Source organism: Clostridium sp. UBA1652 (assembly GCF_002320975.1).
Lineage (GTDB): Bacteria > Bacillota > Clostridia > Clostridiales > Clostridiaceae > Clostridium_T > Clostridium_T intestinale.
In genome coordinates this window covers 1-26153 of record NZ_DCLI01000078.1, presented here as the reverse complement: position 1 = coordinate 26153, position 26153 = coordinate 1, and the positions used below count along the sequence as shown (strand labels likewise).

The 26153-nt window shown below is 31.8% G+C and carries 21 protein-coding genes; 18 read left to right on the top strand and 3 right to left on the bottom strand.

Annotated elements, in window-relative coordinates; genetic code table 11:
- The first annotated feature begins 356 nt into the window (after positions 1–356).
- The 11 genes from B3N22_RS16315 to B3N22_RS16265 all read left to right on the top strand — a co-directional run bounded on the left by B3N22_RS16315 (position 357) and on the right by B3N22_RS16265 (position 15613).
- Positions 357–2087, top strand: coding sequence for an ABC transporter ATP-binding protein (locus B3N22_RS16315; RefSeq protein WP_286908744.1), 1731 nt, complete (start codon positions 357–359; stop codon positions 2085–2087).
- Positions 2087–3943 carry an ABC transporter ATP-binding protein gene (locus B3N22_RS16310; protein WP_286908743.1) on the top strand — a complete coding sequence of 619 codons (1857 nt, stop codon included), beginning with the start codon at positions 2087–2089 and terminating at the stop codon, positions 3941–3943. Before B3N22_RS16315 ends, B3N22_RS16310 begins: the two co-directional genes overlap by 1 nt.
- A gap of 58 nt (positions 3944–4001) precedes the next feature.
- Positions 4002–4769: an HAD-IIB family hydrolase gene (locus tag B3N22_RS16305; RefSeq protein WP_286908742.1), complete on the top strand. Its 768-nt coding sequence runs from the start codon at positions 4002–4004 to the stop codon at positions 4767–4769.
- Positions 4770–5032: 263 nt separating this feature from the next.
- Entirely contained in the window at positions 5033–6364 is a 1332-nt protein-coding gene (glnA, locus tag B3N22_RS16300; RefSeq protein ID WP_286908741.1) for a type I glutamate--ammonia ligase, read from the top strand.
- A gap of 22 nt (positions 6365–6386) precedes the next feature.
- A complete protein-coding gene (locus B3N22_RS16295) occupies positions 6387–6947 on the top strand; it encodes an ANTAR domain-containing response regulator (protein WP_021803828.1) in 561 nt (186 codons plus the stop codon).
- A gap of 141 nt (positions 6948–7088) precedes the next feature.
- Positions 7089–11672, top strand: a complete 4584-nt coding sequence (gene gltB / locus B3N22_RS16290; RefSeq protein ID WP_286908740.1) for a glutamate synthase large subunit — start codon at positions 7089–7091, stop codon at positions 11670–11672.
- Between the two features lie 15 nt (positions 11673–11687).
- A complete protein-coding gene (locus B3N22_RS16285) occupies positions 11688–13157 on the top strand; it encodes a glutamate synthase subunit beta (protein ID WP_286908739.1) in 1470 nt (489 codons plus the stop codon).
- A gap of 196 nt (positions 13158–13353) precedes the next feature.
- Positions 13354–13749, top strand: coding sequence for a VOC family protein (locus B3N22_RS16280; protein ID WP_286908738.1), 396 nt, complete (start codon positions 13354–13356; stop codon positions 13747–13749).
- 133 nt (positions 13750–13882) lie between these two features.
- The gene (locus B3N22_RS16275) at positions 13883–14518 is read left to right on the top strand and encodes an FMN-dependent NADH-azoreductase (protein WP_286908737.1); all 636 of its coding nucleotides are present in this window, start codon (positions 13883–13885) and stop codon (positions 14516–14518) included.
- Between the two features lie 168 nt (positions 14519–14686).
- Positions 14687–15007, top strand: coding sequence for a heavy metal-binding domain-containing protein (locus B3N22_RS16270; RefSeq protein ID WP_021803823.1), 321 nt, complete (start codon positions 14687–14689; stop codon positions 15005–15007).
- 132 nt (positions 15008–15139) lie between these two features.
- A complete protein-coding gene (locus tag B3N22_RS16265; RefSeq protein ID WP_286908736.1) occupies positions 15140–15613 on the top strand; it encodes a glutathione peroxidase in 474 nt (157 codons plus the stop codon).
- Positions 15614–15681: 68 nt separating this feature from the next.
- Here B3N22_RS16265 and B3N22_RS16260 read toward each other — a convergent pair whose 3' ends face one another.
- Together B3N22_RS16260 and B3N22_RS16255 are read right to left on the bottom strand one after the other, a co-directional pair.
- The gene (locus tag B3N22_RS16260; RefSeq protein ID WP_286908735.1) at positions 15682–16353 is read right to left on the bottom strand and encodes an undecaprenyl diphosphate synthase family protein; all 672 of its coding nucleotides are present in this window, start codon (positions 16351–16353) and stop codon (positions 15682–15684) included.
- A 56-nt stretch (positions 16354–16409) separates the two neighbouring features.
- Positions 16410–17150 (bottom strand): signal peptidase II, encoded by a 741-nt coding sequence (locus B3N22_RS16255; protein WP_286908734.1) that lies wholly within the window; start codon positions 17148–17150, stop codon positions 16410–16412.
- A 121-nt stretch (positions 17151–17271) separates the two neighbouring features.
- On the opposite strand from B3N22_RS16255, the gene B3N22_RS16250 reads away from it, so the two are divergent.
- The 7 genes from B3N22_RS16250 (at position 17272) to B3N22_RS16220 (ending at position 25307) form a co-directional block, all read left to right on the top strand.
- Positions 17272–18294 carry an IS6 family transposase gene (locus B3N22_RS16250; RefSeq protein ID WP_286908733.1) on the top strand — a complete coding sequence of 341 codons (1023 nt, stop codon included), beginning with the start codon at positions 17272–17274 and terminating at the stop codon, positions 18292–18294.
- 291 nt (positions 18295–18585) lie between these two features.
- Positions 18586–19398, top strand: a complete 813-nt coding sequence (locus tag B3N22_RS16245; protein ID WP_286908732.1) for a pyruvate, water dikinase regulatory protein — start codon at positions 18586–18588, stop codon at positions 19396–19398.
- Positions 19399–19590: 192 nt separating this feature from the next.
- On the top strand, positions 19591–20097 hold the full coding sequence (locus B3N22_RS16240) for an NADH-quinone oxidoreductase subunit NuoE family protein (protein ID WP_238907269.1): 507 nt from the start codon (positions 19591–19593) through the stop codon (positions 20095–20097).
- 61 nt (positions 20098–20158) lie between these two features.
- A complete protein-coding gene (locus tag B3N22_RS16235; RefSeq protein ID WP_414632238.1) occupies positions 20159–21958 on the top strand; it encodes an NADH-ubiquinone oxidoreductase-F iron-sulfur binding region domain-containing protein in 1800 nt (599 codons plus the stop codon).
- 11 nt (positions 21959–21969) lie between these two features.
- Positions 21970–23700 (top strand): NADH-dependent [FeFe] hydrogenase, group A6, encoded by a 1731-nt coding sequence (locus B3N22_RS16230; RefSeq protein WP_286908730.1) that lies wholly within the window; start codon positions 21970–21972, stop codon positions 23698–23700.
- A 414-nt stretch (positions 23701–24114) separates the two neighbouring features.
- The gene (locus B3N22_RS16225; protein ID WP_286908729.1) at positions 24115–25065 is read left to right on the top strand and encodes a patatin-like phospholipase family protein; all 951 of its coding nucleotides are present in this window, start codon (positions 24115–24117) and stop codon (positions 25063–25065) included.
- 38 nt (positions 25066–25103) lie between these two features.
- Entirely contained in the window at positions 25104–25307 is a 204-nt protein-coding gene (locus tag B3N22_RS16220; protein ID WP_021803816.1) for a cold-shock protein, read from the top strand.
- 64 nt (positions 25308–25371) lie between these two features.
- Here the strand turns inward: B3N22_RS16220 and B3N22_RS16215 are convergent, their stop codons facing one another.
- A complete protein-coding gene (locus B3N22_RS16215; protein WP_286908728.1) occupies positions 25372–25932 on the bottom strand; it encodes a DUF6512 family protein in 561 nt (186 codons plus the stop codon).
- Positions 25933–26153 lie beyond the last annotated feature (221 nt).

The window sequence follows — 26153 nt, the reverse complement described above, 5'->3', positions numbered from 1 at the left end:
CTGTGAGAGGAAAGACCTCAGAATTTTATTTTCTGAGGTTCACCTACTCGATTCATTTTTGTTAGTATTATGTTTATTAAGAAGTTAAGCACTTTATTACTGTAGAGGCTTCTTTTCAAGCCTCATTAAATTCATTTTAATTGATAATTATGTCTAATAAGAAGTTAAGTACTTAAATAGAAAAGTAGAAAAGTAGAAAAGTAGAAAAATAGAAAAGTAGAAAAATAGAAAAGTAGTTGAAACTTAAGCTGATTTTATATTAAAAATAAAGCAAGTTTTAAAAATTAGGCATAGTTTTCCATGAGGTTGAGTTATAATTTATATTAAACGGTTTGTTTATTTAAATAAAGATGGAGATGAAGTTTTTGAAGCATTATAAGAAGTATATAGAAAAATATAAAAAACCATTTGTTGTAGCCCTATTTTTTCTATCCATAGAGGCCATCTGTGATCTTATGCAGCCAACTATAATGTCAAAGATAGTTGATGAAGGTGTTGCTAGTAGAAATATGGATTATGTTTTAGTAAATACGCTGATTATGTTTGGAGTAACTCTTATGGGAGCTATAGGAGCTACTATGAGGAGTATAATAGCAAGTCATGTATCTCAAAAGTTTGGGAGAGATTTAAGAGTTGATATGTATGAGAAGATTCAAAGTTTTTCCTTTGATAATATAGATAATTTTGATAAAGCTTCATTAGTTACTAGACTTACTAATGATGTTAATCAGGTGCAGATGTTTGTAAATGGAATGATGAGAGTTTTTGTTAAGGCGCCTATGCTATGTATAGGAAGTTTAATAATGGCTGCTAGATTAAATTTATCTTTATCAGTAATATTTTTAATAATAATTCCACTCGTTATTGGGATAATAATTTTAAATATGAGGATAGGATATCCTAATTTTAGAAAGATACAAAAATCTTTGGATAATGTTAATAGTAATATAAGAGAGTATTTATCCGGGGTCAGAGTTGTTAAAGCTTTTAATAGGTTTAAATACGAAGAAGAACGATTTGGTAAAAAAAATGATGAACTTTTTAATATTTCTACTAAGGCTATGAAGACTATAGCTATATTTAGTCCAACTATTACGGCTACAGTTAATATTGGAATAATAGCAGTGCTTTGGCTGGGTAATATAAAGATAAATAACGGCAGTATACAGGTCGGAGCAGTTATGGCATTTATAAATTATATGACCCAAATACTGTCTTCTCTTATGACCATGACCTTTGTGTTTAATATGTTTGTTAAAGCCAGAGCATCTTCTGAGAGAATAGTTGAAGTTTTTGATCAAGAACCAACTATAGAAAATGGGAATGAAGAGGTTAAAAAGGGAGAACTACAAATAAGTTTTGAAGATGTAAGCTTCACTTATAGTGGGGGAGTTAGAGAAGCTGCGCTTAAAAATATCAGCCTTACTATTAATTCTGGAGAGCTTTTAGGAATAATAGGGTCTACAGGCTCAGGGAAGAGTACTTTAGTTAAATTACTCCTTAGATTTTATGATGTTACTAAAGGAAAGATAAAAATCAACGGAGTTGATATAAAGAATATTTCTATGGAAAGTTTAAGAGATAGGATTTCTATAGTTCCTCAGGCGTCTTTATTATTTACAGGAAGTATAGTAGACAATATAAGGTGGGGGAAGGCTGAGGCTGATATGGCTGAGGTTATAAATTCAGCTTCATTAGCAGAGGCTCATGAATTTATATTAAAACAGGCAGAAGGATATGATACAAAATTAGGTCAAGGTGGAGTAAATCTTTCTGGAGGACAAAAACAGAGAATATCAATAGCTAGGGCGTTAATTAAGAAACCTCATATATTGATATTAGATGATTCAACTAGTGCAGTAGATGTTACTACTGAAAAGAAAATAAAAGAAGGATTAAAGAAGTTCTCAAAAGACTTAGTTACTATAATAATATCTCAAAAAATAACTTCAGTAATGGAAGCTGATAATATATTGGTACTTGATGATGGAGAGATAGTGGGTTTAGGTTCTCATGAGGAACTTATGGATGGTTGCAGTGTGTATAAGGATATATTTAATTCTCAGATTGGGAAGGAGTTAATATAATGGGAGAAAAAAATAAGAAGATAGACGAAATACCTTCCATAAATATATCTGGAAGAAGAACTACAAAAGGCATGGATAGATTTGCTCCTAAAGCTAAACCTAAGAATTTTAAGAAAACTTTAAAAAGGCTTTTTGGATATATTTCTAGTGAGAAAAGATCTCTTGTATTTATATTTAGTTTAATAATAATAGATAGCTTTATAGGACTTATGGCACCATATCTAATAGGTAAAGCTGTTGATTATATGGCAGATTTTCAGGGGACTAAAAATTCAAGTGGTTTAATAATAGTGATATTTGTTTTACTTATTTCTTATATAGTTAGCGGAGGAATAAACATTGTCGAGGGTAGAATCATGGCAAAAATATCACAAGGAATTGTTAGAAAGTTAAGGGTGAATTTATTTTCTAAACTGCATAAGCTACCTATAAGCTTTTTTGATACTCACAGCCATGGAGAAGTTATGAGCAGACTTACGAATGATATTGAAAATGTAAGTAGTACTGTTTCTAGTTCAACAACTCAGTTAATGTCTGGAGTAATAACAATATCAGGGTCATTTATAATGATGCTTATTTTAAGCCCGATTTTAACACTTGCAAGTTTAATAACTGTGCCTTTAGTAGGAGGATTAACAAAAATTATAGCTAGCAAAACTAAGGTTTTATTTAAGAAGCAACAAGTTGAGCTTGGAAATTTAAATGGATATATAGAGGAAACCATATCAGGAATAGATATAGTGAAGGCTTTTAATCGTGAAAAAGAAGCTATGAATTCCTTTAGGGGGATTAATGATAGACTTTGTGAGGTTGGATTAAAGGCTCAGATTTGGTCAGGATTTTTAATGCCTATTATGAATGTAATAAATAATATAGGGTTTATGGCAGTAGCTTCTGTTGGAGGGATACTTGCGGTTAAGGGAATTATAACTGTAGGATTAATAGCCAGTTTTTTAAGTTATTCAAGACAATTCTCTAGACCCTTAAATGATTTGGCGAGTATATTTAATAATTTGCAATCAGCAGTGGCTGGAGCTGAGAGGGTATTTGAAATTTTAGATGAAAATGCAGAAAGTGTGGATAGAGAGGAATCTAAGGAAATAATAAATCCTAAGGGTGAAGTTGTATTCAAAAATGTGAGTTTTGGATATTCAAAAGATATAAGTGTATTAAAAAATATCAGCTTTAGTGCTAAGGAGGGAAGTTCTACTGCTTTAGTTGGAGCTACAGGAGCGGGAAAAACCACAATAATAAGTTTACTTACTAGATTTTATGAGGTTACGGATGGAAGTATATTAATAGACGGAGAAGATATACGTAAATATACGAGAGACAGTTTGAGGAATATATTTGGTATAGTACTTCAAGATACTTATCTATTTAGTGAAAGTATAAAAGATAATATACGTTATGGAAATCCAAAGGCTACAGATGAGGAAATAGAAAAAGCTGCTAAATTGGCCTGCGCAGATAGTTTTATAAAAAGGCTTCCAGAAGGATATGAAACTAAAATTGTAGAAGGGGGAAGCAACCTTAGTCAAGGACAAAGGCAACTTATAACTATTGCTAGAGCTATGTTATCTAAACCTTCTATATTGATTTTAGATGAGGCAACAAGTAGCGTTGATACTCGTACAGAAAAGCAGGTTCAAAAGGGTATGTTAAATATAATGAAGGGAAGAACTAGCTTTATTATAGCTCATAGGTTAAGCACTATTAGAGACGCGGACAATATACTTGTTGTTGGAAATGGTGAGATTTTAGAAAGTGGAAATCATTATGAACTATTAGATAAAAAAGGTGTATATTACAATATGTACTTTAGCCAGTTTAATAACGAAACTAATGATATTTAGTTATGGTGTATGTTATAATTAAAACTAATAAAATACTGTAAGATAAGGGGTATGGTTGATGCGAAAAATGCTAGCTACTGATTTAGATGGAACTTTAGTAGAGGGTTTTGATATTACAGATGATAATATTAAGGCTGTAAAAAAACTAGAAGAACTAGGACACGCTATAGCAATTACTACTGGAAGACCCTACAATGGAGTAGAGTTTTTGAAAAGTAAATATGATATAACAGCTGACTATTTTATTCTACTAAATGGAGCACTTATTTTTGATAAGGATTTAAATCTAATGCATAGCGAGGAGTTAGATTTAAATATATGTGATTCAGTTATAAAGGATTTTAGACATAGAACTACTGGGGTGGCTCTAGAAACTGGATTTACTACTTATATAGTAGGTAAGGGCTTTGAAAATTTTAAGGTTCCTAGCATGAAAAGTATAGAAACCTTAGTAGAGTTAGGTGATGATAAGGTATCCTTACTTTGTTTTGAGTTTGAGGGGAAAGATGCAGCCTATATTAAAGAAGTTTGTGATGATATTAATGAAAAGTATGGGGCATATCTTGTAGCTTATAGAAATACTAGATATATAGATATAGTTAAGGTAGGCTGTTCAAAAGGAAATGCCTTGGAAATGATTATGAAGAAAGAGATAATAGATGCTAGCAGAGTTTACTCTATAGGAGACTCATGGAATGATTTATCAATGTTTAAAGTCGCAGGAAATTCCTTTACTTTTACTAGTTCAGAGGAAAGTTTAAAAGAACACGTAGATTATGTAGTTGATTCAGTAAGTGAATGTATATTAAATAATATGGTATCATAACTTTAAATAGGTATGGTATTAACATATTATTAATGAAATCAGATGCATATTATCAAAAGTATACGGTTAGAATAATAAATTTAAACAAAACAAAAAATAACAGTTGATTTTTTAATAGTATGAGAATATAATATTAACAAGATTTAGTCGAACAACGGTGTTCTACAGAGTTACTTACAAATTTTTAAAAGTATTTCTAGTAGTGCGCCGTTTTATTGCATATGTAATTTTGCAAATAATAAATGCGAAAAGGGGAGTATATTATGGCAAAATATTCTAAAGAGGATATTATTAATATCGTTAAAGAAAATGGTATTAAATTTATAAGACTTCAATTCACTGACTTATTTGGAACACTTAAAAATGTTGCGATAACTGATAGTCAACTTGAAAAGGCTTTAAATAATGAGTGTATGTTTGATGGATCTTCTATAGACGGTTTTGTAAGAATAGAAGAATCAGACATGTATCTTAGACCAGATTTAGATACATTCGTTATTTTCCCATGGAGACCTCAACAAGGTAAAGTTGCAAGATTAATTTGTGATGTTTATAGACCAGACGGAACTCCATTTGAAGGAGATCCAAGAAATATATTAAAGAAAGTATTAAAAGAAGCTGAAGAGTTAGGTTACAGCATGAATGTTGGACCAGAATGTGAATTCTTCTTATTTAATACAGATGAAAAAGGTGAACCTACTACTGTAACTCACGATGAAGCTGGATACTTTGACTTAGGACCAGTAGATTTAGGAGAAAATGCTAGAAGAGATATGAGTCTTGCCTTAGAAGAAATGGGCTTTGAGATAGAAGCATCTCACCATGAAGTTGCAGCAGGACAACATGAAATAGATTTTAAATATGCAGATGCACTTACAACAGCTGATAATATAATGACTTTTAAATTAGTTGTTAAAACAATAGCTCAAAGACACGGAGTGCATGCTACATTCATGCCTAAACCTGTATATGGAATTAATGGTTCAGGAATGCATGTTAATATGTCTTTAAGTAAAGATGGAAAAAATGCTTTTGTTGATGAAAATGGAGAATTAGGATTAAGTAAAACAGCATACAGCTTTATAGCAGGTCTTGTTGATAATATTAAGGGGATAGCAGCTATAACTAATCCTTTAGTTAACTCATATAAAAGATTAGTTCCAGGTTATGAAGCACCAGTTTATATAGCATGGTCTGGAAGCAACAGAACATGTCTAGTAAGAGTACCAGCTTCAAGAGGCGCTGGAACAAGAGTAGAATTAAGATGTCCAGATCCAAGCTCAAATCCATATTTAGTATTAGCTACATTACTTGCAGCTGGACTAGAAGGAATAAAGAAGGATCTTACACCTCCACCATCTGCTGAAAAGAATATATTCAAGATGAATGAAGATGAAAGAGAAGCAGAAGGAATAGATTCGTTACCAGGAAGCTTAGAAGAAGCTATTAGATATATGAAAGAAAGTGAATTGGTGAGAAAAACATTAGGTGAACATGCATTTAATACTTATTTAAAGGCTAAATCCTCTGAATATAAAGATTATGCTATAAGTGTTCATCAATGGGAAATTGACAACTATATCAAGAAATATTAATCAGAAAAAAGGTGAGTTTGCCATGGACTTTCGCAGAGGAATAATTATAGCCTTAAACAATATTGATACAGCTAAAAAGGTAGAGATTATTTTAAGAAATGAAGGATACGAGGTGCTTGGAGTATGTACCTCAGCTAATGATTTAATAAGAAGAGCCATGCAAGAATCTCCTAGCTTAATAATAATGAGTTATAAGCTTTCTGAAATGACAATTATAGATATTAGTAGTAATCTAGGTGATATATGCGGATTCTTGGCTATAGTAAATGAACCCTACAAATCCTTCGTTCAAGAAGAAACGGATATATATTGCATAAGTAATCCTATATCTAAGCCAGTTCTATTAAATGCTGTAGATTTAATCTTTCAAAGTCAAAGAAGAATAATGAAGCTTAGAGAACAAGTTGAGAAGTTAGAACACAGCATTGAAGATAGGAAGCTTGTTGAAAAAGCAAAGGGAATCTTAATGACGAATAAAGGACTTTCTGAAAAGGAAGCTTTTAGATACATTCAGAAGACAAGTATGAATAATGGACAAAAGATGAGTGAAGTTGCAAAGGCAATTCTTGCCCAAGAAACTTAACTTTCTTTACCAGTAAACCCCAACAATTTAACTTATTTTTTAATTGATTTTGCGAGTGCTATATTTTATGATATAGTTACTCGCTGTTTGTTCCTACAATGATATCAAAGGCGATATTAATAAACTAAGGGGGGGCTATATATGCACAAAAATTATCCAGAGAAAATGGGATTATATAATCCTAGCTTTGAGCATGATGCATGCGGAATTGGTGCAGTTGCTAATATTAAAGGAATAAAAACACATAAGGTTTTAGAGGATGCTCTAAATATTTTAATCAACTTGGAACATAGGGGTGGAATAGGTTCAGAAGAAAACACAGGAGATGGTGCGGGAGTATTATTTCAAATACCACATAGATTCTTCAAACAAGAAGCCCAAAAACTTGGAGTAATTCTGCCACAAGCAGGAGATTATGCAGTAGCAATGGTGTTCCTACCTCAGAAGGAAACTATGAGGATAGAAGCAAAAACTCTTTTTGAAGAGACACTTAAAGAAGAGGGGCTTAAATTGTTAGCGTGGAGAAAGGTGCCAGTAAATTCTAAGGATTTAGGGGAAACTGCGCTTTCTTGTATGCCATACATACTTCAAGCAATTGTTGAAAAACCAGAAGAAGTTAATAGGGGTATAGACTTCGAAAGAAAATTATACGTAGTTAGAAGAAAAGTTGAGAAAAAGGCTCTTAAAGATACTTTGCTTCATGGAGAGACTTTCTACATTCCATCTTTTTCTTCTAGAACAATAGTTTATAAAGGGATGCTTTTAGCAACTCAGCTTAAGGATTTCTATAGAGATCTAGGAAATGCTAAAGTAGAATCATCTTTAGCTTTAGTACACTCAAGATATAGTACTAATACATTCCCAAGCTGGGAAAGGGCACATCCTAACAGATATATGATACACAATGGGGAAATTAATACATTAAGAGGTAATGTAAATAAAGTTCACTCAAGAGAAGCAAAACTTGTCTCAAAATACTTAGGTGAAGATTTAGGTAAGGTGTTGCCTATAATAGATCGTGAAGGATCAGATTCAGCCATTTTAGATAATACCTTAGAATTCTTATTAATGAATGGTAGAGACTTGCCAAAAGCTGTAATGATGGCTATTCCTGAACCATGGGCTAAAAATGAAACTATGAGTAAGGAAAAAAGAGATTTTTATGAATATTATGCTACTATGATGGAACCATGGGATGGTCCTGCTGCAATAGTATTTACTGATGGAGAAAAATTAGGTGCAGTTCTAGATAGAAATGGACTTAGACCAGCTAGATATTATGTAACAGATGATGATTATTTAATACTTTCATCTGAAGTAGGAGTATTAGATGTTGAGCCACATAAGGTAGTTGAGAAAAATAGACTAACTCCAGGAAAAATGCTATTAGTTGATACTGTAAAGGGTGAATTAATAGATGATAAGGAATTAAAAGATAAATATGCTAAGGAAAATCCTTATGGAGAATGGTTAAAAGAAAATCTTATAAATATAGAAGACATTGATGATATAGAAGTTAAGGATGAGGCTATAGAACCAGAAGAAAGAGCGAAGCTTCAGAAATCTTTTGGTTATTCTTATGAAGATTTAAAGAATAATATTTTAAAGATGGCAGAAGCAGGGGAAGAAGCTTTAGGCGCTATGGGTATAGATACGCCACTTGCTGTATTATCAGAAAAACCTCAGCCATTATTCAATTATTTCAAGCAACTATTTGCTCAGGTTACTAACCCACCAATAGATGCTATAAGAGAAGAAATAGTTACAGCTACAGATGTTTTCTTAGGTACAGAAAGAAACTTATTAGAGGATGTTAAAGAAAATTGTAGACAAATAAAACTTAGTTCCCCAATATTATCAAATGAAAACTTTCTAAAAATTAAAAATATAAATAGAGAAGGCTTTAAAGTTAAGACTTTAAGTATATTGTTTGATAAAAATAAGGGTGAAAATGCTTTAGAAGAAGCTTTGGAAGGTTTATTTAATGAGGCTGATAAAGCATATGAGGATGGATACAATGTATTAATCCTTAGTGATAGAGGAGTAGATAAAGATAATATTTCAATTCCATCACTACTAGCAGTATCCTCTCTTCATCATCATTTAGTAAGAAAGGGTGCAAGAACATCCTTAGCGCTTATACTTGAAAGCGGAGAACCGAGAGAAATACATCATTTTGCTACGTTATTAGGTTTTGGAGCTTCAGCTATAAATCCATATTTAGCATATGAATCTATAAGAGAACTTATTGAGGAAGAGTTATTAGAAATTCCTTATGAAAAAGGTGTCTACCATTTTAATAAAGCAATACTTAAGGGAATAGTTAAGATATTATCTAAAATGGGTATATCTACTATACAATCTTACCAAGGAGCACAAATATTTGAGGCTCTAGGAATTGCAGACAAGGTAATAGATAAATACTTCACCAATACTATAAGTAGAATTGGTGGAATAGAGATAAAGGATATACAAAAAGAAGCTGAATTAAGACATGCAACTGCATTTGATAAGAGAGGACTTACTCTAGATTTAACTTTAGACTCAGTGGGAAGCCACAAGTTTAGAAGCAATCAAGAAGAGCATATGTATAATCCACTAACAATCCACAAGCTTCAAGAAGCTGCTAAAACAGCTGATTATAGATTGTTTAAAGAATATACTTCTTTATTAAACCAAGAGGAAAGTACATTAACATTAAGAGGATTAATTGATTTTGATTACTCAGGGGTATCAGTACCTTTAGATGAAGTAGAGTCAGTGGATTCAATAGTTAAGAGATTTAAAACTGGTGCTATGTCTTATGGTTCTATATCTAAAGAAGCACATGAAACTTTAGCTATAGCTATGAACAGATTAGGTGGAAAATCTAATACTGGTGAAGGTGGAGAAGATCCAGAAAGATGGATACTAGATGAAAATGGAGATTCTAGAAATTCAGCTATAAAACAAGTAGCATCAGGTAGATTTGGAGTTACTTCAGAATACTTAGTAAATGCTAAAGAATTACAAATAAAAATGGCTCAAGGAGCAAAACCAGGTGAAGGTGGGCAACTTCCAGCTAGTAAGGTATACCCATGGGTTGCTAAAACTAGAAGATCAACTACAGGGGTTGGTTTAATATCGCCACCACCACACCATGATATATATTCAATAGAAGATTTAGCACAGTTAATATATGACCTTAAAAACTCTAATACAGGAGCAAGAGTATCTGTTAAACTTGTTTCTGAAGGTGGAGTTGGAACTATAGCAGCTGGAGTTGCTAAAGGTGGAGCAGATGTTATTCTAATATCAGGTTATGATGGAGGAACTGGTGCATCACCAAGAACATCTATTCAACATGCAGGATTACCATGGGAACTTGGACTTGCAGAAGCTCATCAAACTCTAGTTATGAATAACCTTAGAGAAAGAGTAGTAGTTGAAGCTGATGGTAAACTTATGACTGGTAAAGATGTAGCTATTGCAGCTTTATTAGGTGCAGAAGAATTTGGATTTGCTACAGCTCCATTAGTAGTTATAGGTTGCGTAATGATGAGAGTATGTAATTTAGATACATGTCCAGTAGGTATAGCAACTCAAAATGAAGAGCTAAGAAAAAGATTTGCTGGAAAGCCTGAATACGTAGTTAACTTCATGAGATTCATAGCTGAAGAGTTAAGAGAATACATGGCTAAACTTGGCTTTAGAAGCATCGATGAAATGGTTGGTAGATTCGATAAGTTAAAAGCTAAGGAAGATGTTAAAGGATGGAAAGCAAAGAAGGTTGATATAAATTCAATCATAAATGCTCCACAATTAGAAAAAGGTAAGGCTATAAGCTTTAAGGCAGACAAAGCTTATTCTCATAAATTAGATGAAGTTTTAGATAGTGAATTATTCTTGAAGTTAGCTAAAGATGCCTTAGAGAATGGAAATAAAGTTGATATAGAAGTTGATATAACTAATATAAATAGAACCTTAGGAACTATATTAGGTTCAGAGATAACTAGAAAATATGATTCTCAAGGACTTCCAGAGGATACTATAAGTATAAAATGTAACGGATCTGGAGGACAAAGTTTTGGTGCCTTTGTACCTAAGGGACTTACTTTAAAAATAGAAGGAGATTCTAATGACTACTTAGGTAAGGGATTATCAGGTGGTAAGCTTGTAGTTTATCCTTCAAAAGATAGTAAGTTTAAAGCTGAAGAGAATATAATAATAGGAAATGTTGCTTTATATGGAGCAACTTCTGGAAAAGTATTTATAAATGGTATAGCAGGAGAAAGATTCTGTGTAAGAAACTCTGGAGCTACGGCAGTAGTTGAAGGAGTAGGTGATCATGGTTGCGAGTACATGACTGGGGGTAGAGCTGTTATCTTAGGATCAACAGGACTAAACTTTGGTGCAGGTATGAGTGGTGGAGTTGCTTATGTTCTTGATGAAGATGAAAGCTTTAAAAACAAAGTTAACTTACAAATGATTGCAGTAGAAGAGTTAGGTGAAGAAGATATAGAAGAGCTTAAAGGTTTGATTGAAGAACACGTAGAAGCTACTGGATCTAATAAAGGAAAATCAATATTAGAAAACTTTAATGAGTTTTTACCTAAATTCCATAAGATTATGCCTCACGACTATAAGAGAATGCTTTCTATTGTAAAAGAGAAAGAAAAGCAAGGGCTTAAAGGTGAAGAAGCTTTAATAGCTGCATTTTATGAAAATACTAGGATTAACAAGTAGGAGGGAGGAAGTATTATGGGAAAACCAACAGGATTTTTAGAATTTGAAAGAGAAGAAGGTAAAAACATTGATCCTATAGAAAGGTTGGAAGGCTTCGAAGAATTTCATAAACTCCTACCTAAGGAACAACAAGAAAAGCAAGGTGCAAGATGTATGGATTGTGGAATACCATTTTGTCAATCAGGAATATTGATAAATGGTATGGTTTCAGGATGTCCTATAAATAATCTTATACCTGAGTGGAATGACCTTATTTATAGAGGAAAATGGAAACTAGCACTTAAACGTCTTTTAAAGACAAATAACTTTCCTGAATTTACAGGAAGAGTATGTCCAGCACCATGTGAAGCGGCATGTACAGCAGGTATAAACGGACCAGCTATTACAATAAAAGAGAATGAAAGATCAATTATTGATAGAGCATTTGAGGAGGGTTTAATAAAACCAGAACCTCCAAAAGTAAGAAGCGGTAAAAAAGTAGCTGTAATAGGTTCAGGTCCAGCAGGACTTGCAACAGCTGACTCATTAAATAAGAGAGGTCACAATGTAGTTGTGTTTGAAAGACACGATAGAATAGGTGGACTTCTTATGTATGGAATTCCAAACATGAAGCTTGATAAATCTGTTATAGATAGAAGAGTTAACTTGATGAAGGAAGAAGGAGTAGAATTTGTAACTAATGCTAATGTAGGAGATGACTATAGAGCAGAAGATATTCTAAATAACTTTGATGCTGTAGTTCTAGCTACAGGTGCTTCAAATCCAAGAGATTTAAAAGCACCTGGAAGAGAGCTTAATGGAATACATTTTGCAGTAGATTTCTTAAGAGCTAACACTAAGAGCTTATTAGATTCTAACTTAAGCGATGGCAACTTTATTTCAGCAAAGGACAAAAATGTAATAGTTATTGGTGGTGGAGATACTGGAACAGACTGTGTGGGAACTTCATTAAGACATGGATGTAAATCTCTTGTACAATTTGAAATTATGAATAAACCACCTTTGGAAAGAGCTGATAATAATCCATGGCCACAATGGCCAAGAATTCTTAAAGTTGATTATGGTCAACAAGAATTTGAAGCAAAATATGGAGAAGATCCTAGAAAATATGCTATAAATGTTAAGAGTTTTGAAGGAGATAGCGAAGGAAATCTGACAAAGGTTAACACTGTAGATGTTAAATGGGAAAAAAATGATAAAGGTGCTTTTGTTCCTGTAGAAGTACCAGGTAGCGAAAAGGAATGGAAAGCTGAGCTAGTATTATTAGCAATGGGATTCTTAGGAACTCAAGACTATGTTTCAAATGCTTTCGGAGTTGAATTAGACGCAAGAACTAATGTTAAAGCAGGTTATGGAAACTTTAGAACAAATGTAGATAAAGTTTTTGCAGCTGGAGACTCAAGAAGAGGTCAGTCCTTAGTAGTATGGGCTATAAATGAAGGTAGAGCTGTAGCTAAAGAAGTAGATAGCTATTTAGCAGAATAATAAGTAAAGAGAGAAATCTAAATTTTATGATTAGATTTCTCTCTTTTTTAAATTATATAAAAATAAACTCAATAAAAGATTAAATAATGTAGCATATTTTTATTGATTATGTAAATAAATGATGAATTATTGATTAATAGGACGAGCTTTGTTAATATATAATTAAGTAATTTGATATGGCAAAGGAGCTAAAAAAATGAAAAATATTATTCCGGAAATTTTTGTAGATAACTGCAAAGAGGCATTAGAGTATTACAAAGAGATCTTTGGTGGAGAAATAAAAAATGTTCAATTAGCTGACGGAAACCCTATGTTTAAAGGTAAAGAGGGTAAAATCATTCATTCTGAGTTACATATTAATGAAAACTGCATAATATATTTAGTTGATATATTAAGTGAAGAACACGATAGTAAAAACGTAAATATATTACTTGAATTAGAAAATGAAGAAGAAATAAATAAAATATACGCACTATTAAAAGACAAGGGAACTGTAAAGTTTGAATTACAAAAAACTTTCTGGGGAGCTTATCATGCCGTAGTTACTGACATAAACGGAATCATATGGGGATTAAATTATTCTAATAACTAAAAAAGAAATGCATTGTAGAATTTTACAGTGCATTTCTTTTTTTATTACTTGACAAAAGCATGTGAAATTTGATAATATACTTACATAAAGTAAGTGAAAACAATTATCAATTATGTTCATAAAGGAGATAGAAATGAGTAAAGTATTATATATTAAAGGAAACGCACAATTAGAGGAAAAATCAAAGTCATTACAAGTAGGAAAAATATTTTTAAATGAGTATAAAGGGGCTAACCCAGAAGATGAAATCATAGAGATTGATTTATATGAAGATAATATACCAATGTTAGATAAAGAAGTGTTTAATGCATGGGACTCTTTAGCTAAAGGTGAAGCTTTTGAAAGTCTATCAGAAAGTCAAAAGAATAAAATAATAAGATTAGGTGAAATAGTTGATCAGTTTATGGAAGCAGACAAATATGTATTTGTAACACCATTATGGAACTTCTCAATACCACCAATGGTTAAAGCATATATAGATGCTATATGTATAGCTGGAAAAACATTTAAGTATACTGAAAATGGACCTGTAGGTTTATTGAAAGGTAAAAAGTTATTAAACATTCAAGCTAGCGGAACTAAATTCTCTGAGACACCAATAGAAAATCTTGAGCATGGTTCAAACTATATTAAAGTAGTAGCAGGCTTTGTAGGAATAGAAGATGTTAGTGTATTCCATGTTGAAGGAATTGCTCAAAATCCTGATAGAGCAGAAGAAATATTTGATAAAGCGAAAGCAGATGTTGTTGCAGTAGCTAAGAATTTCTAGGATAATTTTTTAAAAAGGCATTCGTAAGGATGTCTTTTTATTATATAAAATAATAAATTACATATACTTATAGAAAGGTATTGACAATGGAATTAGTGATGATATAATAACATTAATAAGAGTAATAAATAACTCTTAAAGAGTTATTGAAAATCATAGGAGGGTATTATGATAGTAACAACAACTAATAATATTGAGGGAAAAGTAGTAAAGGAGTATTTGGGAGTAACATTCGGAGAAGTAATCACTGGAGTAAACTTTGTAAAGGACTTTATGGCAGGAATAAGGGACTTAGTAGGTGGAAGATCTAAAACATATGAAGATGAGCTTATAAATGCTAGAAGAGAAGCTATGGAAGAGCTAAAGAGAAGAGCTGCTTCAATGGGTGCAAATGCAGTTATAGGAATTGATGTAGATTATGAGGTTTTAGGAGCTAGTTCAGGTATGTTAATGGTAACAGTTTCTGGAACTGCGGTAATAGTTGAATAGATTAATATAAGTTAGAAATAATAAAGTCAGAATGATATCATTCTGGTTTTATTTTTTTTATTGACATTGAAATACAAAAGTTATAAAATTTAATTGTACACAATTTAATTTTATAAGGAGAGGTTGGTTAGGATGAATATATATGATTTTAAAGCTGTAGATTCAATGGGAAAAGAGAGAAATTTTGAAGAGTTTAAGGGTGAGGTGTTATTAATAGCTAATACTGCAAGTAAATGTGGGTTTACGCCTCAATATAAAGAACTAGAAGAATTGCATAAAAAATATAAAGATCAAGGGTTAAAAGTTTTGGCATTTCCTTGCAATCAGTTTGGAAAACAAGAGCCGGGTAGTAATGAAGAGATAAAGAACTTTTGTGAAATAAACTATGGAGTAACCTTTGATGTATTTGAAAAAGTTGATGTTAATGGAGAAAATACTCATCCTGTATTTAAATATTTAAAAGAACAAACAGGTGGAATATTAGGAAAAAGCATTAAGTGGAACTTTACTAAGTTTCTAGTAGATAAAAATGGTAATGTTATTGACAGATATGCACCAACTACAACTCCATTAAGCTTAGAAGGAAAGATAAAAGAATTACTTTAGAAAATAGATATAGATTATACGGATGATGCAGAATTAATTAAAATTAGTTTTGCATCATCCTTATTATTTTAGCCACCTAAGGTTATATCTTGAGTATCATACCAATTTAATGCGTCATATATATGATCAGTTTTAAAATTAGGCCAATAATCATTTATTATATAAAAATCAGAGTAAACAGACTGAACAGGAAGAAATCCACTGAGCCTCCTTCTTCCACCCCATCTTATAATTAAATCAATTCTAGATATTTCAGATGAAGCTAAAGAATTTATTATCTCTGAAGTTTTTTTACTTCTACTTTTATCTGTTAGGCAATAGTTTAGATCCCAACTCCATCCATAATTAATAAGGAAGTTTACATTAATAAGTCCATTTCCAAAATTAACACGCTTATTAGCGTAAGGAAGCAATTCTTTAGGGAAAACAGGTGAATCACTATTTCCAACAACTAATATATTAGCATCTTTATTAACTAGAGAAAATACCGCGTCTACACATGCTTTTTGAAAAGCTTTGGTTTGAGAAGATGGTCTTTTAGTATTATCAGTTGTAAATCCATAAAAGGTTAACTCTTTAACTCCTAAGCTTAAGCAAGTATCATATAATTTAATACCAGGTTCAACACCAAACTCATAACCTTCATGTTTTTCTTTATTATTACTTTGAGCCCAACGTCTATTTCCATCAGGAATAATTCCAATATGAGAAGGAATTCTTTTGTAATTTTTATTGTTCATAATATACTTCCTTTCATGTCGTATATATGAAATTATTTCCTAATTATCTTAAATTATTACTTAACTAATCTCAAATCCTTTAAAATAAAAACAAAAAAATCTTTTACTCCTTCAATATCTTCTTTTATTGTACTATCTTCTTCGCTAGTTAAATATCCGTTTATGTACATACCTAAAAATAAAAATAATATTGATAGGTTGATATAGATATCCTTAAAATCAGCTATAAATAAATTACTTATACCTATAAAATCTAAACTTCCTCCATAGAATACCTTATCTATTAAGGAACATAAACATCCTGCTATTAAGAAAACAAAACACATATCACCCCAAAAATCTTTATTTCCTTTGAAACTATAATATCTATAAATCTCAATGAAAAAAAGTAGGGCTAGAACATTCAGTACAATTAATAAATTAAAGCTTACACCTGCACCAAAACGTGCATTTAACCAAGAACCTTCAGTATTAATTATAGGTGAAAAGTATAAAAAGTCTTTTATAATAGTAAATTCTTTATGGAAAAAATATAGTTTAATGATAAGTTTGAGACCTTGATCAATTAAAAATATTATTCCAAATATTAGCAAAAGGACTTTAGCTGAAAAGCCATTTTTGTGATTTATACCTATTTTATATATTATATAACCTGTTAAAGCGAATAATATCGTTATAAGAAGATTCATAACAATACTGTAGGAATCGGTTAATCTTCCAGTTACTAGTTCAAATAAAAAATAGGCAAGCCACATTACAGGCAATACACCTATTGCTATAAGTTTTTCTTTTTTCATAAAAAATCCTCCCATTTATATCTTACGTTCTGTTAAGTTATATGAACATTGCTCTTCTCAATCCTAGGAAATACAATAAGTTTGACTAGAACTAAATGTCCCCCTTGAAAGGAGAAGCGCAATGAACAAAACAAAAGTAAAATGTCCTCGTTGTAACTCTGACCAACTATATAAGTTTGGTTTAGATAAGCAGGCTAATCAAAAATATCAATGTAAAAAGTGTAAGCGACAATTCGCACCTGACTCCGTCAGAAAGCGGGTAACATCTAAATATCCAAGATGTCCAAAGTGTGGTAAAGCAACTTTCTTGCATCACATCTATAAACACTATAATCGTTATAAATGTGGTAATAAGAAGTGCAATCATGTCATTGTTCATCACCATAACCTAAATATAGATGATGCCTCCAGTGAAAACCTAACCGGTTCCCTTTCTATGAAAGGTATGCGTTTTCCACTCCATACTATTTTGACTGCATTAACTTTATATTTTTTAAACAACTCATCAACAAGAACTATTTCACAGTTTCTTTTCGTAACTTCAAATATAAAGGTTTCTCATGTCACAATAGCTAGTTGGACTCAAAAGTTTGCACCTTTTTTCAAACAAAAAGCTGATAAGTTTAAAGAGCAGCTAGATCTCCAATCTGACGATTGGCATGCTGACGAAACAGTGGTGTTTATAAATGGTGAACGCTATTATTTATGGTTAGCTATTGACTCTGAAACGAGATTTATTTTAGCCTCTCATCTAACCAAATCACGTAGTGAGGATTCAGCATTTACACTAGTAAACCAAGCTAAACAATTTGGAATGCCATCAAACTTTATAACTGATAGACTACCTTCATATAACCAAGCTGTAGCGAAGCTATTGGGCGAAAACAAGCATGTGCCTGTTGCTCCTATGTCTAGCGACATATCAAACAATTTAATTGAGTCTTTTAACAAAACATTTAAAGCTTGGTATAAAGCTAAAAAAGGGTTTAACTCTTTTGAGAAAGCAAATAACTTAATATACTTATTTGTCTTTCACTATAATTTCATTAGGCCTCATGGTTCATTAAATAATCTCACACCTGCTGAAGTTGCAGGCTTCGCTAGCAATAGCATTGCTCGTAACTCTTGGTTTGTCGCTGCTTAATCTCAACTTAATATTTTTGATTAACCTGCAAAAATCTAACTTTTTGTAGGCTTATTTGCCATACAAAAATTTATTCAAACTTATATAATTTTCAAAGAACGAGTAATTCTACGAAATGTTAAGCTGTTTTTTCATAACAACCTAACAGAATCATATCTTATGATATTATATCACAAATCACTAAATGGATATATTAAAACAGTTAAAGGATTTTAGGTAGAAATTTTCAGAAAATTGAGATATTATAGGATTATATAGGAATAATATAGGGTATAAAAGGAGTGCTTAAATATGTTAACAATGTATGCAATATCAGATTCTATAGGTGAAACTGCAGCACAAGTAGCAAATGCAGCAGCAAGTCAGTTTAAAGAAAAAGTTGAAGTTAAGAGAATACCATATGTAAAGACATTAGAGGATGTAGATGATGTTATAAAAACTATAGATGCTTGTTGCGATCAATGTATGGTCATATCTACGGTTATAACAGTAAATGTAAGAGAATTTTTGACTCAAAAGTGTGTAGAGAGAAATATTAATATAATAAATGTATTAGGTCCTATAATAAATGTAGCATCAAATATAATTAATACCTTACCGGACTACAATCCGGGAGCTATGTGGAAAACTGATGAGGTATATTTCAAGAGAATTGAAGCTATGGAATTTGCAATGCAATATGATGATAGTAAGGATTATAGAGGCTTAAAAAATGCAGATGTTGTATTATTAGGATTATCAAGAACCTCAAAAACTCCTTTATGTATGTACTTAGCAAACAAAGGCATAAAAGCTATAAATATACCATTAGTTCCAGAGGTAGGAGTTCCAGAAGAACTTTATCAAGTAGATAAGAAAAAGGTTTTTGGATTAACTATAAATCCACTTCAACTTATTGAAATAAGAAAAAGAAGATTAGATAAATTTCATAGAATATCCTCAAGTATAGAATATGCAGGGGATGCAAGAGTTTTAGAGGAATTTGAATTTGCAGATAAAATAATGAGAAAAGTTGGTTGCAAAACTATAGATGTTACACAAAGAGCCATAGAGGATACAGCATTAATAATAATGGATTATATAGGTCATAACAGAAATAAATAAAAAGAATTTAATAGTCAAGAGTCGTAATATAAGACTCTTGGCTTTTTTTTATGTGCAAAAAACAGAAAATATTGTCTATTCTAAATATTGATAATATTCTAACAATTTATATTGTATACATATGGAAGAGGGTGTAAAATTAAGATATCATTGTTAAATTATTAGCATTAAATAATGAAAGGAAGAAACAATATGTGTGATTGTAAGACAAGTTCTAAATTCAAAGATCTGGACAGATTTATTGAAACACAAAATAGCGATGAAGCTGCCCTAATACCTGTACTTCATAAAGCCCAAGAATTATATGGTTATGTCAGTGAAGAAACTCAAGTATTTATTGCAAAAAGATTAGGTATTCCGCCATCACAAGTTTATGGAGTTGTTACATTCTACTCTTACTTCTCAACAAAACCTAAAGGAAAATTTGTTGTAAGTGTATGTACAGGAACAGCGTGTTTTGTTAGAGGTGCGGGAGATATACTTCAAGAATTTAAATCCCAGCTGTCTATTAAAGAAGGCGAAACTACCGAGGATGGTCTTTTTACATTAGATACTTTAAGATGTGTTGGTGCATGTGGAATAGCTCCTGTAGTATCTATTAACAATAAGGTATATGGACACTTTTCTAAATCAGAAGTAATAAACATTCTAAAGAGTTGTGAGGAGTTTGATAAAGATGGAGATCATAAACAATTATAGTGAATTAATTGATTTGAAAAATAAATACGCACATAAATTAAACTTAAGAAAATCAAGAGGAATGAGAACTGAATTAGTAAAAGAAAGAAACATAATGGTTTGTGGAGGGACAGGCTGCAAATCATCTGGCTCAGATGAAATAATAAATGCACTTAATGAAAATATAGAGAAACTTGGTCTTAAAGACAGCGTTAAAGTCATAGCTACAGGATGTTTTGGATTCTGTGCTAGAGGCCCAATTATGCATATACAACCAGACAATATATTTTATACTCAGGTAACAGAAAAAGATGTTCAGGAAATAGTTTTTAGTCATCTATTAGAAGGGAATATAGTTCAAAGATTATTATATGAAGATCCAGAAACAAAAATAAAGTTGTTGTCTCAAGAAGAAATGCCATTTTATAAAAAACAAAATAGAATCGCACTAAGAAACTGCGGGATAATAGATCCTGAAAACATTGAGGAAGTCATAGCTAGCGGAGGATATCAAGCACTTGGGAAAGCTGTATCGGAAATGACTCAAGATGAAGTTATTAATGAGGTGAAAATATCAGGGCTTAGAGGTAGAGGAGGCGGAGGTTTCCCTACAGGCAGGAAATGGGAAGCAACAAAAAGAGCTAATAATGATACAAAATACGTAATTTGTAATGCTGATGAAGGTGATCCAGGCGCATTTATGGATAGAGCTATATTAGAAGGTGATCCACACAGTGTAATAGAAGCTATGGCTATATGCGGATATTCTATAGGATCAAGCAAGGGATTTGTATATATAAGGGCTGAATATCCTTTAGCTGTTCATAGATTAAAGATTGCTATTTCACAAGCAAAAAATGCAGGCTTATTAGGAGAAAATATATTAGGAAGTAACTTTAACTTCGATATTGAAATAAAATATGGAGCTGGAGCCTTTGTATGTGGAGAGGCTACTGCCTTAATACATTCTATAGAAGGAATGAGAGGGGAACCTACAATGAAACCCCCTAGAACTTCAGAAAAAGGATTGTGGTTAAAACCGACTTGTGTAAATAATGTTGAGACATTTTCAAACATAGCTCCTATTATAAATAACGGAGGTTCATGGTACGCATCTATAGGAACCCCAAAATCTACAGGAACTAAAGTTTTTGCTTTAGCTGGGAAGATTAATAATGTGGGACTTGTTGAAGTGCCTATGGGAATAACTTTAAGAGAGATAATATATGAAATAGGTGGAGGAATAAAAGATGGAAAAGCTCTAAAAGCAGTACAGAGTGGAGGTCCATCTGGTGGATGTATACCTGCATCTTTAATTGACACGCCTATTGAATATGAAACTCTATTAGAAATAGGTTCAATGATGGGTTCTGGTGGAATGATCGTAATGGATGAAGATAACTGCATGGTAGACATTGCAAAATTCTACATGGAATTTATAGTTGATGAGTCCTGTGGTAAATGTACACCTTGTAGAGTAGGTAATAAAAGATTACTAGAAATACTAAATAGAATAACTGATGGTAAAGGTAGTAGAGAGGATCTAAGTGCATTAAGAGATTTATCAGAAATAATTCAAGATACATCCCTATGTGGACTTGGACAATCAGCTCCAAACCCAGTATTAAGTACTATGAATTATTTTACTAATGAATATATGGATCATATAGTTAATAAAAAATGTGCGTCTAAGGTTTGTAAAAACTTGCTTACTTATACAATAGAAGATAATTGTATTGGCTGTACTAAGTGCGCTAGAAATTGTCCTGTACATTGCATTAAGGGTAAGGTTAAAGAAAAACATGAAATAGATATAGATAAGTGCATAAAATGTGGAACTTGCTTTAATGAATGTCCAGTTAAAGCGGTAATAATGGTATAGGGGGAAGTATTATGGATAAAGTAAAAATTATTCTTAATGATAAAAGCATAGAAGTAGAAAAAGGTACAATGCTTCTAGATGCTGCTAAAGAATTAGATATAACAATACCTACATTATGCCATATGGTTATGCAAGATGGTGAAACAAAAAATTGTAAAGGTACCTGTAGAGTATGTATGGTTGAACTGGAAAACAGAAAGAAGCTAGTCCCAGCATGTTGCACTGAGGTTTCAGATGGGATGGTAGTTAGAACCAATTCTCCAAGAGCATTAAATGCTAGAAAAATGATGATTGAGTTACTATTATCAGATCACCCAACTGATTGCCTTGAATGTGTTAAAAATGCTAACTGTGAGCTTCAAAAATTAGCAGCAGATATGGGTATAAGAAAGATAAGATATAAAGGTGAAATATCTATGCATAAACTAGATTTAACCTCACCTGCAATAGTTAGAGATATGTCTAAATGTATATTATGCAGAAGATGTGTTACAGCCTGCAACGATGTTCAAAAAGTTAATCTTCTTACAACAATAGGAAGAGGATTTGATTCCGTAGTATCAACCTTCTTTGATGAACCATTAACTGAGTCTAACTGCACTTTTTGTGGACAATGTATAGCTGCATGTCCAGTAGGTGCATTAACAGAAGTTCAAACTTATCCAAAGGTTTGGGAGATGTTAGATAATAAAGAAAAGTATGTAGTAGTACAGACAGCGCCAGCAGTAAGAGTAGCCCTTGGAGAAGAATTCAATTTAGAACCAGGAACTATAACCACATCTAAGATGGTTGGAGCATTAAAAGCTTTAGGCTTTGATAAGGTGTTTGATACTAATTTTGCAGCAGACTTAACTATAATGGAAGAGGCAAATGAGTTTATTCATAGATTAGAGAAAAATGAAAACCTACCACTAATAACAAGCTGTTGCCCAGCTTGGGTAAAATTTGCAGAAATAAAATTTAAAGAAAATATGAATTTAATATCAACTTGTAAATCTCCACATCAAATGCTAGGAGCAGTAACTAAAACTTATTTAGCAGAGATGCTTAATATAAATCCAGAAGATATAGTTGTTGTATCTGTAATGCCTTGTGTTGCAAAAAAGAATGAGGCAGATAGAGAAGAAATGATGATAGATAACATGAAAGATGTAGATCTAGTTATTACAACTAGAGAATTAGCTACAATGATAAAAGAAGCAGGATTAGATATAAGAAATATAAAAGATGGTGAGTTTGATAATCCCCTAGGCGTAAGTTCAGGAGCAGGCGTTATCTTTGGAAGCAGCGGAGGCGTTATGGAGGCAGCTCTTAGAAGTGCATATGAATGGATTACCAAAGAAACTTTAGAAAATGTGAATTTTAATGAAGTAAGAGGAATTCAAGGAGTAAAAGAAGCTACAGTTAACATAGCTGGAAAAGAGATTAATATAGCAGTAGTAAACTCTCTTAAAAATGCTGAAAAAGTAATGAAGGATATAAATGCTGGAAACTCAAAATATCAATTCATAGAAGTTATGGCCTGCCCAGGAGGATGTATAGGTGGTGGGGGACAACCTTATATAAAAGGAGATAGAGACATTCTTAAGAAGAGGATGGAAGCCATATATAAGGATGATTTAAATCACGAACGCAGAAAATCCCATGAAAATGAAGCAATATTAAAACTATATGAGGACTACCTAGGAGAAAAAGGAGGCAGTAAAGCCAAGAAAATATTACACGTACACTATACTAAGTAAACAATAAAGAGCTGTAGCTTTGTGCTGCGGCTCTTTATTGTTTTTAACCTATGCCATGTAGGAGCTCCTTCTCAAGCCTCATTAGACTCATTAAAATACTATGTTTATTAAAAAGTTAAACACCTTGTTGCTGTAGAAGCGTTCCTCAGCTTCATCAGAGTCATTAAGACTAAGAATAGCTTTTTATTATGTTTAATAAAAAGTTAAAAAGTTAAATGCTTAAAAAGAAAAACATTTAAAAAGAAAAACAGTTAAACATTTAAAAAGTTAAAAAGTTAAAAAGAAAAACATGCTAGAAAAGGAAATAGGTTTTTTATCAAAAATAAATATATTTCATATATAAATAGTAGAAGAGTGATAAAAGTGGCTATAATTATAAGTAAGGGATAAGTTCTAAAAGAGAGGAGGAGACACATGAAATTAGGATTGGTATTTGCAGGGGGAGGAGCTAGAGGCTCTTATCAAATAGGCGCATGGAAAGCGCTAAAAGAGTTAGGCATAGATAAATACGTAAAAGGAGTATCAGGAACATCTATAGGAGCACTAAATGCAGTTATGTATCTCCAAGGGGATATAGAGTTAGCTGAAAAAGTGTGGCTAAGCATTTCAAAAGATAAGGTTCTACCAACAGGAAATATAGATTTACTTAAGCGAGGAATATTTATAACTTTAGGAAATAGAAATCTGAATTTCGTAAAAAAGTACTTACCAACTACGTTAGAACAAGGAAACATATCTAGAAGTGGTCTTATAGAAATAATGGATAAATATGTGGACATTGAAAAGATTCGTTTAGATAAGAGAAGTTGTTATGCTACATGTAGCACTGTACCTGACTTAAGCCCAAGATACTTTAAATTAAATGATTATAATGATGAAGGTATAAAAAACATACTTTTAGCAACTTCGGCTATTCCGATGATATATGAAAGTAAGGAAGTAGAGGAGTTTAAGTATCTAGATGGTGGGATGGCTGACAATGTTCCAGTTCAACCATTATATGGAGAAGGACTTGATATCATCATAATAATTCATTTAAGTAAAGATTCATTAGTTAATAGATATAAATTTCCTAGAGCTAGAATAATAGAGATATATCCAAGAGATATGGCAGATGGAGACCTTGCAGAAATACTAGATTTTTCTTCATCGGGAATAAGGAAGAGAATGAAGCAGGGATATATTGACACAATGTACTTACTAGAACCTATAATAACAATAGCCAATTATCAAAGAGATCAATTACCTAAAGAAACTATAATTAAAGCGGGATTAGGAATAGTTGAAAAGTCTAGAGGGATATTTAAAAAGAAAACTGAAGAGAAAAGTGATATAGATGAGGATAAAGAAAAAATAAGTGGGTAAATTATCTAGTGAAATATATTTCTGGAGGTTTTAGATTTATGATTACTGGAGTTGTTAAATGGTACGACACCCAAAGAGGATATGGCTTTATTTCAGCAAATGAAGGAAATGATGTATTTGTTCACCACTCTCAAATAAAAGAGGGTAATGGAAGACAGGAACTTCATGAGGGGGAGTCAGTTTCATTTGATATAGTTGAAAAAGAAAAAGGTCCACAAGCTATAAACGTACAAAAATTTTAATCAATAATACAGCCTAGGCTGTATTATTGATTAGCATTCCTTATAAAAAAATAGAGACTATAGCCTAAGCCATAATCTCAGGGGTTATGAATTTATAAAATGTAGGTTTATTGAGAGTTTTAAATAAGTTGCAGTTTGGTGGATTTAATGTAAAAGCAAAAAATAATATAGTTAGTGATATTATAAATACTAAACTTATCAAATTTGCTAATGCATAATGCTTGTTAAGAATCAGAATTCTAAAAGAAATAATTTGAGCCACAATACATCCCAGTACATAAGTAATTATATTTAGTAAGAAATTTGTTCCACCCAAAAAGCTTTGAGTGTAATTTAATATAAATAATATAAATGCGCTAAGAAATATAACTGAAGTAACTTTTGCTGTGAAAAAGTTACTAAGGCTAGAGCTAAAAGCAAAATATTCTATACAAGAAAAAAATACAATTGAAAAAAAGTAAGGTTTTACACTCTCCCATAAACTTTCGTTTATAGAACTAAATAATCCAACAATAAAATTGTAGTTAGATAGTTCATAAGTAAAATGCAATGTTATTCCGCATACGCTTATAAATACAGCCCCTAATAGTTCCCAAAGAAATAGTTCTTTTTTATTGATTTTCATATAAGCACTTCTCCTTTTAAATTCAGGATAATAAGGAATGAAACTCATCATTAAAATAGTGAGAAGTCCTTTTATATAGATGTATGAGAAGAAAAATAATATTATTACATAATTTTTTAATAAAAGGTGTTGACATTGATTTTGGGCTATGATAATATAACTATTGTCGCTGCGAGAGAGTAGCGAAAAAACAAGAAAAATGGTCTTTGAAAATTAAACAG